This is a genomic window from uncultured Negativibacillus sp. (assembly GCF_944388365.1).
In the GTDB taxonomy this organism is placed as follows: domain Bacteria; phylum Bacillota; class Clostridia; order Oscillospirales; family Ruminococcaceae; genus Negativibacillus.
Genome location: NZ_CALXIN010000094.1, coordinates 1 through 6,885, shown reverse-complemented (window position 1 = coordinate 6,885; position 6,885 = coordinate 1). Strand labels below are relative to the sequence as shown.

The window sequence follows — 6,885 nt, the reverse complement described above, 5'->3', positions numbered from 1 at the left end:
GCTGAGAGCAAACATCAAAAGTGCAATCAGCGCCGTGACAGCGATCTGAGGAAGCAGAAAGAGGAGAACAATTCCTCGAAACTCTCCATAGTTATAGAGAAGCGCCCTGCCCCAGATCAGCAAATCGACAACCGCTGTCAGAGGAACCGCCAGCCAGATCATCCGCCTGCGGACGATGCAGAGAACGGACAGCGAGAGAATGGGCGGCAGAAGATAGAGCAAAATAGAAATCAGTTCGCCATATTGCATCAGGAAACGCTCCAAAGAATTCCCTCCCTGCGGTTATTCCTCGCCGTTTTGTTCGCGCTGGGCAAGGTGCTCCAGCAGCATCTCACGGTAGCGGCGGGCAGCGTCCTCGGTCTTGTTCTGTCCGAAATGGTAGTATACCGTCCCTTGCAAAATATCCGGCAGATACTGCTGACGGACATAGTGGTCGGGATAATCGTGCGGATACTTGTAAAACTGGCCCTTGTTTTCCACCTCGGCGCCGTCAAAGTGCTTGTTTTGCAGGCAGCGCGGAAAGTCGCCGACCTTGCCGGCGCGCACATCCGCCATCGCCTGATTGATCGCCAGGTAGGCGGAGTTGGACTTGGGCGCGGTGGCCATGGTGACCACCGCCTGTGCCAGCGGAATCCGCGCTTCGGGCAGTCCCAGCTGCAAGGCGCTGTCCACACAGGCTTTGACGATGACCGCACACATTGGATATGCCATGCCGACGTCCTCGCTTGCCATCACCAGCAGACGGCGGCAGGGAGAGATGAGGTCGCCTGCCTCCAACAGCCTTGCCAGGTAATGCAGAGCGGCATTTTCATCCGAGCCGCGCACCGACTTTTGCAGTGCGGACAAAAGGTCGTAGTGGACGTCGTCGCTCTTGTCGTAGCGCAGCGCTGCCCGCTGGGAGATGCTTTGCAGCTGCTCGGCGGTGATGGTCTTGACGCCGTTTTCGACGGCGGCGGACAGATAAGCCACCTCGAGGGTGTTGATCGACTTGCGCACATCGCCGCCGCAGGACAGCGCAATCGAGCGCAGCACCTGGTCATCGACGCAAAGCTGCACGCCTTCCTCCTCCTGCGCCTGCTTTGTCAGCAGCTCGACGCCGCGGTGCAGCGCCTGCTCGATCTCCTCGGGAGAGACCGGCTTAAATTCAAAGACGGTGCTTCGGGAGATGATGGCGTTGTAGATGTAGAAGTAGGGATTTTCGGTGGTGGAGGCAATCAGGGTGATCTGCCCGTTTTCCAGAAATTCCAGCAGCGTCTGCTGCTGCTTTTTGTTGAGGTACTGGATCTCGTCGAGGTAGAGCACCACGCCGTTCATCCCTTCAAAGGTGTCCAGCGAGGAGATGATCTCCTTGAAATCGGCGGTGGAGGCGGTGGTGCCGTTTAGTTTGTACAGCTTTTTGCCCGCCTGTTTGGCGATGATGCGGGCGACAGTGGTCTTGCCGGTGCCTGGAGGCCCGTAAAAAATCAGGTTGGTGGCCTGTCCCGACTGGGCAATGCGGTACAGAATGCCGTTTTTGGAAAGAATATGGCTTTGTCCGACCACCTCGTCGATGGTCTGCGGACGCATCCGGTCCGCCAGTGGTGTGCTCATGCTGGTGCCTCCCTTGTCAAACTGTCGAAACGATATCTCCATTATAAACGCTCCCACCACTTTGTTCAAGGGCAAAATCCATGCAGAAAAGGTTTGACAACCACCCGACAGGTGATTAAAATAGAGGGGAATGAAATAGAGGTTTGTGGGGAAGCATTGTCCCCACGGGAAAGAAGGAAAAAGATCATGGCAACAATTCGGGCAATTTTGTTTGATTTGGATGGAACCATCTGCAACACCTTGCAGGATCTGGGAGAATGTACCAACCAGGCACTCGCCGACTACGGTCTGCCGCCGCATGCCATCGACGAATACCGTATGATTGTGGGCAACGGAGTGGATACCCAGATGCGCCGTGCCATCGGAGAAGAAAAGTATACCAAGGAGCTGGCTGACAAGGTCAAAGCTGCCTTCAAAGCCTATTACGATCAAAACTATCTGAAGAACACCAAGCCTTATGAGGGCATGGCGCAGGCTCTGGATCAACTGCGCGGCATGGGACTTTTGCTCGGCGTCTTTTCCAACAAGCCGGATGAGTTTGCAGGCAAGGTCTGCACCCATCTGTTCGGCGACCGCTTTGACCTGATTGCGGGCAACCGTCCAGGCGTTCCGGTCAAACCCGACCCGACCGGACTGTTTCTGGCACTGGAACGGCTGGGACTGAAGCCGGAGGAATGTCTGTACTGCGGCGACTCCTGGGTGGACATCGACACCGGCAAGAATGCAGGCATCGTCACCATCGGTGCCGAGTGGGGCTTCCGCGGACGAAAGGAACTGGAGGAGCACGGCGCCGACTATATCGCTTCCCAGCCAAAGGAGCTGCCGTCCATCGTCAAAGCGATCATCGCATCGCACAACTAGAGGCTATCTGAAAAGCCGAAATGATGCCTTTTTCTGCAATCAACGCCAGCTGCATCGCTAAAAACACTCGGAATCCGGCAAGAATTCCTGCGCTTTTGCCTTGTATCTGTCTGTTGTTTGCGAAAAATTCGACAACTTCTTTTATTTTAGATATGCCCTAACCGCAGCATCACAAGGTTTGGAAGGAGGAAATGGATTGAACGATCAAATCTGCACCGGCGTTTCCAGCGCGTGTTTTTATCCGATGGAAACGCTTTGCGCCGTCCGGCAGCTGTGCGCATGGAAGATTCCCAACATCGAGATTTTCTTTAATTCTCCGCGGGAATTAAAGGAGGAATATGTCCAAAAGCTGCACCAGCTCTGTCAGCAGTCCGGCACACAGGTGGTGTCGGTTCACCCGTTTACCTCCGGCATCGAACCGCTGTTTTTCTTTTCGGAATATCCTGGCCGCTTCGAGGACGGCATCGAGCTGTACGAAGGCTATCTGCGCGCCGCAAAAAAGCTGGGAGCAAAGCTGCTGGTTTTCCACGGCGATTCGCCGTACAGCAAAATCCCGCAGGAAAAAGCCTTTGATCAGCTGCGCCGGTTTGACCGCTTTGCCCTCGAACAGTATGGAGTGCGGGTCGCCTATGAAAACGTGGTGCGCTGCCGCGGACGTGACCCGCAGTATTTTGCAAGCCTGCGAGAATACTATCCTGAGATGCGCTTTGTGCTGGACATCAAGCAGGCGCTGCGCTCCGGCCGCTTGCCGTCCGAATATATCCGGCTGCTGGGCGACAGCATCTGCCATGTGCACATCAGCGACAGCACTTCCGAGCGCGACTGTCTGCCGGTGGGCGGCGGCGAGATGAATCTGCATGAGCTTCTGCGGGAGCTAAAGGAGCAAGGCTTTCACGGAAGCGTGCTGCAGGAGGTCTACCGCGACAGCTATGAGCATCCGGAACAGGTGCTGGAGGGCTATCGTGCGCTGGAAAAGATGGTCAGCGAGCTGAATGGACCGACTTTTTCGACAAAATAGGACAGGTGCTTTGTAAAAAAAGCACAGATATTGCAAAATAACTGAAAAAGGCTGCACAGTGTTTCAACTGATGCAGCCTTTTCTTAGTGATGTTGACGGGAGAATCTGAAAGAACGCCATGTTATAATACCGACAAGGCAGGAAAGGAAAGCAGAACGCTTCTGGAGAGTCTGTTGTGGTACCCTTGAAAAAACATAAATTTGAGGTGAGAATCGGTGAGGAACAAGTCTGTACGGGACAAGGGCCGGCAGCAAACAAGAGGCGGGATCGAATATAGGGTCGACGTTTCACAGACAGAGCTTGTGGCAGACGGGATCTTCGTGGAGAGCTACGGAGTTGCCGTCTACAGGAAAGGTCACAAGCTGTGTTGCGTGAAGGACATCACCGTTGACAGAGAGCGGATGGAAAAGCTGGTGGCAGTCTGCAACCGCTGCCATCTGTCCCTGTGTCATCTGGAGGATGTGGTCGAGGATTTTCTGGCACAGCTTTGAGCAAAATAATTTTGGAATTCCTGTAAAAAATTGCCAAGAAGATTGTACAAATGGGATGAATATGTGTTATAATGTTTCCAGGAAGCGGAAAGTATGATCTAACCGTGCAAACCAGCCGGCACCTAAAAAAGATGGTGCCAGAGGAAAGGAAACCAATTTATGAAATGCCCATACTGCCAGTATTCTGAAAGTAAAGTGATTGATTCAAGACCGACGGATGAGGATGAAAAAATCCGCCGGCGCAGGGAGTGTATGCGCTGCGGGAAACGGTTCACAACCTATGAGATCGTGGAGACAACGCCGCTGATGGTGCTCAAGAAAAATGGAACGATAGAAGCATTCAATCGCGACAAGCTGCTCAAAGGTCTTTTGCGGGCGTGTGAAAAACGACCGGTTTCCCTCAGATGTCTTGAGCAGATGGTGGATAGGATTGAGCAAAGGCTGAAAAACTCTCTGGAGGGGGAAGTCAGCTCTCACAAGATCGGAGAGCTTGCAATGGAAGAACTGCGCCGTGTCGATCAGGTGGCGTATGTCCGATTTGCGTCGGTATATCGTGAATTTCAGGACATCAACTCGTTCATGGACGAGCTGCGCAAAATTCTGGAGGAAAAGGAGCGCGAGGACAACAACCTCTAAGCCTTCGTTTTATACCAGATTGCGCAAAAGCGGAAGCTCGTTGTCATACAGTTCACGGACACAGACCATCAGTTCGTTGGTCTGTGCCAGCAGCTGTGCGCGGTCATCGTAGATGGCAAGATACATAAGCCGCGAGGAGATGTCGGTAATGCGTTCCAGCGGCTCATGTCGGATATACCAAACCATGGCGTTTTTTGTCTGGTCCCAGTGATCGTAAAACTGACCTGCCAAAGCGGCTGCCTCTTCGAGGTGGCCGCTTTTTGCCTGCTGCATCAGTTCGGAAAGCAGCTGGGTGCCCTCCTGATAAAACCGGCGGCACTGAAGCTGGGTGAACACCGACAGCCCCAGAATCAGAACGATCAGGATGATGGCGGGATACAGTCGTTTCATGAAAGGTTGCCTCCTTTAATGTTCCACAGGTACAATATAATAATCTCTGTCAGGGGTACAGGTCATGAGGAAGATATCCTCCGGCCGGTACCCCTCTTTTTGCAGGATTTTTTGCAGCTCGTCCTCCTGCATTTTGCAGTAGCTCAGTCCCTGCTGCACCGTTTTGCGGTCGCTGATGATGATGGCGGGCGGAGCAGAAGGAGCAACGGTCATTCCGGCTGTCTTCGGCGTGATCGGCTCAAAGAGGGCTTTTTTGCAGATGGAAAGCTGACCGGTGGTCTCGGCGACGGCATATTCCACCTGCCGCAGGTCAAAAATCTCATTCTGACGCAGCTGCTCCATCAGGTCGTCCACCGAGTAGCGTAATCCGGCCAGCGCCTTTTGGTCGATGCGCCCGTCCTTGATGATGACACGGGTACCACCCCAGATCAATCGCCGCAGCCGCACACTTTTTAAAGTGAGCACCGACAGGATGACTTCGAAGCTCATCAGCGTCAGGATCGGGATGATGCCCAGAATCAGCGGCACGTCGCTGTTTTCGATGGGCAGGGTGGCAATGTTGGAGATCAAGATGGTCACCACCAGCTCCGAGGGCTGCAGCTGACCGAGCTGCCGTTTGCCCATGATGCGCATGCCGCAGATGACCACCGAGTAAAGAATCAGTGTTCGTAAAAAGGAAATCAACATCAGTTTCACGTCCCTTGCAATTTTTCTGCACCCAGTATTGGTATAGATTCTGCAATTTATGCGGATAATAGTGTCAGAAAATGGCCCGCGTGCCGCTGCGGCAGACGGGCATCAAGCAAAAAAGGATGGTGACTGCAATGTCGATCAAAGGATTCTGGCAGCAGCTGCTGTGGCCGCAGCCGGACAGCGGACGGGCGCGCAAAGCGGGACTGGTGGATACCTCCCAGCCGCAGGGCGTTGGTTCGCGCCAGCAGGCTCAGGTGCCGCTGAGCCGCGACCTTGGCGAAAATATAGTGAAGGTGCGCGCCTTTGCCCAGAACAGCACCGATCTGCTCGACCGGCAGATCGAGGTGGACGGCGTCAAGGTAGCGGTGCTGATGTGTGAGGGAATGATTAACCTCCAGCTGTTCAGCCACCTGATTGTGCGTCCGCTGACGCAGCTGAAGCTGGAACATCCCAGCGGAGAGGCAATCGCCGACTGGATCAGCCAAAAGACGATGTTTGCCGGCGACCAGAAGGAATTTTTTACCTATGATGACCTGTTTACCTTTTTGATGGCGGGCTTTGTGGTGCTGCTCATCGACGGCGTGGACCGCGGCATTGCCTGCGGTTTGCAGGGATACAGTTTCCGATCGGTGTCCGAACCGAGCACCGAGATGAACATTGCCGGCTCGCGGGAGGGCTTTGTCGAGCCAATCCGTATCAATCAGTCGATGATTCGCCGGCGCATCCGCTCGCCCAGCCTCAAATTTGAGATGTATCCCATCGGACAGAAAAGCCGGACGGACATCTGTCTGGTGTACCTGACCGATACGGTGGAACCGCGGCTGGTCGAGGCGGTGCGGCAGAAGCTCGGACAGCTTAGCTCGGACATCGTGCTCAGTCAGGGCTATCTGCGTCCCTTTCTGGAGGGAAAACCGCTCTCACCCTTTTCCTCGGTAGGTACGACCGAGCGTCCCGACACTCTCTGCGCCAAGATCAACGAGGGCCGCATCGGGATACTGGTGGACGGCACACCGTTTGCGCTGGTTGTGCCGTACCTGTTTTCCGAGCACTTTCAGAGCATGGACGATTATTCCTATCGTCCGGCCTACGGTTCGTTTATCCGGCTGCTCAAGTATCTGGCGTTTTTTATCTCGATCTTTCTGCCTGGGCTGTACGTGGCAATCACCGTTTTCAGTCCCGAAATGCTGCCGGATACGCTATTGTATA

Annotated in this window: 9 protein-coding genes; 5 read left to right on the top strand and 4 right to left on the bottom strand. The window is 54.3% G+C overall.

Translation table 11 applies throughout. The annotated features are described in order from the left end of the window. Both Q0L39_RS09920 and Q0L39_RS09915 read right to left on the bottom strand, forming a co-directional pair. On the bottom strand, positions 1-264 hold a 264-nt coding region (locus Q0L39_RS09920; RefSeq protein ID WP_296628821.1), incomplete at its 3' end, for a hypothetical protein. Between the two features lie 18 nt (positions 265-282). Further along, positions 283-1,590 (bottom strand): replication-associated recombination protein A, encoded by a 1,308-nt coding sequence (locus Q0L39_RS09915; protein ID WP_296628822.1) that lies wholly within the window; start codon positions 1,588-1,590, stop codon positions 283-285. A 186-nt stretch (positions 1,591-1,776) separates the two neighbouring features. Here Q0L39_RS09915 and Q0L39_RS09910 point away from each other — a divergent pair, with 186 nt between their 5' ends. The 4 genes from Q0L39_RS09910 (at position 1,777) to nrdR (ending at position 4,596) form a co-directional block, all read left to right on the top strand. Continuing rightward, positions 1,777-2,451: an HAD family hydrolase gene (locus Q0L39_RS09910; RefSeq protein ID WP_296628819.1), complete on the top strand. Its 675-nt coding sequence runs from the start codon at positions 1,777-1,779 to the stop codon at positions 2,449-2,451. Between the two features lie 196 nt (positions 2,452-2,647). Beyond that, positions 2,648-3,469 carry a sugar phosphate isomerase/epimerase gene (locus Q0L39_RS09905; RefSeq protein ID WP_296628818.1) on the top strand — a complete coding sequence of 274 codons (822 nt, stop codon included), beginning with the start codon at positions 2,648-2,650 and terminating at the stop codon, positions 3,467-3,469. A 215-nt stretch (positions 3,470-3,684) separates the two neighbouring features. Further along, the gene (locus Q0L39_RS09900) at positions 3,685-3,960 is read left to right on the top strand and encodes a DUF6514 family protein (protein ID WP_296628817.1); all 276 of its coding nucleotides are present in this window, start codon (positions 3,685-3,687) and stop codon (positions 3,958-3,960) included. Between the two features lie 159 nt (positions 3,961-4,119). Continuing rightward, positions 4,120-4,596, top strand: a complete 477-nt coding sequence (gene nrdR / locus Q0L39_RS09895; RefSeq protein WP_296628816.1) for a transcriptional regulator NrdR — start codon at positions 4,120-4,122, stop codon at positions 4,594-4,596. Positions 4,597-4,605: 9 nt separating this feature from the next. Here nrdR and Q0L39_RS09890 read toward each other — a convergent pair whose 3' ends face one another. Both Q0L39_RS09890 and Q0L39_RS09885 read right to left on the bottom strand, forming a co-directional pair. Next, positions 4,606-4,986 carry a DUF4363 family protein gene (locus Q0L39_RS09890; RefSeq protein ID WP_296628815.1) on the bottom strand — a complete coding sequence of 127 codons (381 nt, stop codon included), beginning with the start codon at positions 4,984-4,986 and terminating at the stop codon, positions 4,606-4,608. A gap of 15 nt (positions 4,987-5,001) precedes the next feature. Continuing rightward, entirely contained in the window at positions 5,002-5,673 is a 672-nt protein-coding gene (locus Q0L39_RS09885; protein WP_296628814.1) for a DUF421 domain-containing protein, read from the bottom strand. Between the two features lie 137 nt (positions 5,674-5,810). On the opposite strand from Q0L39_RS09885, the gene Q0L39_RS09880 reads away from it, so the two are divergent. Continuing rightward, a partial coding sequence (locus Q0L39_RS09880; protein ID WP_296628811.1) for a spore germination protein occupies positions 5,811-6,885 on the top strand: 1,075 nt, incomplete at its 3' end.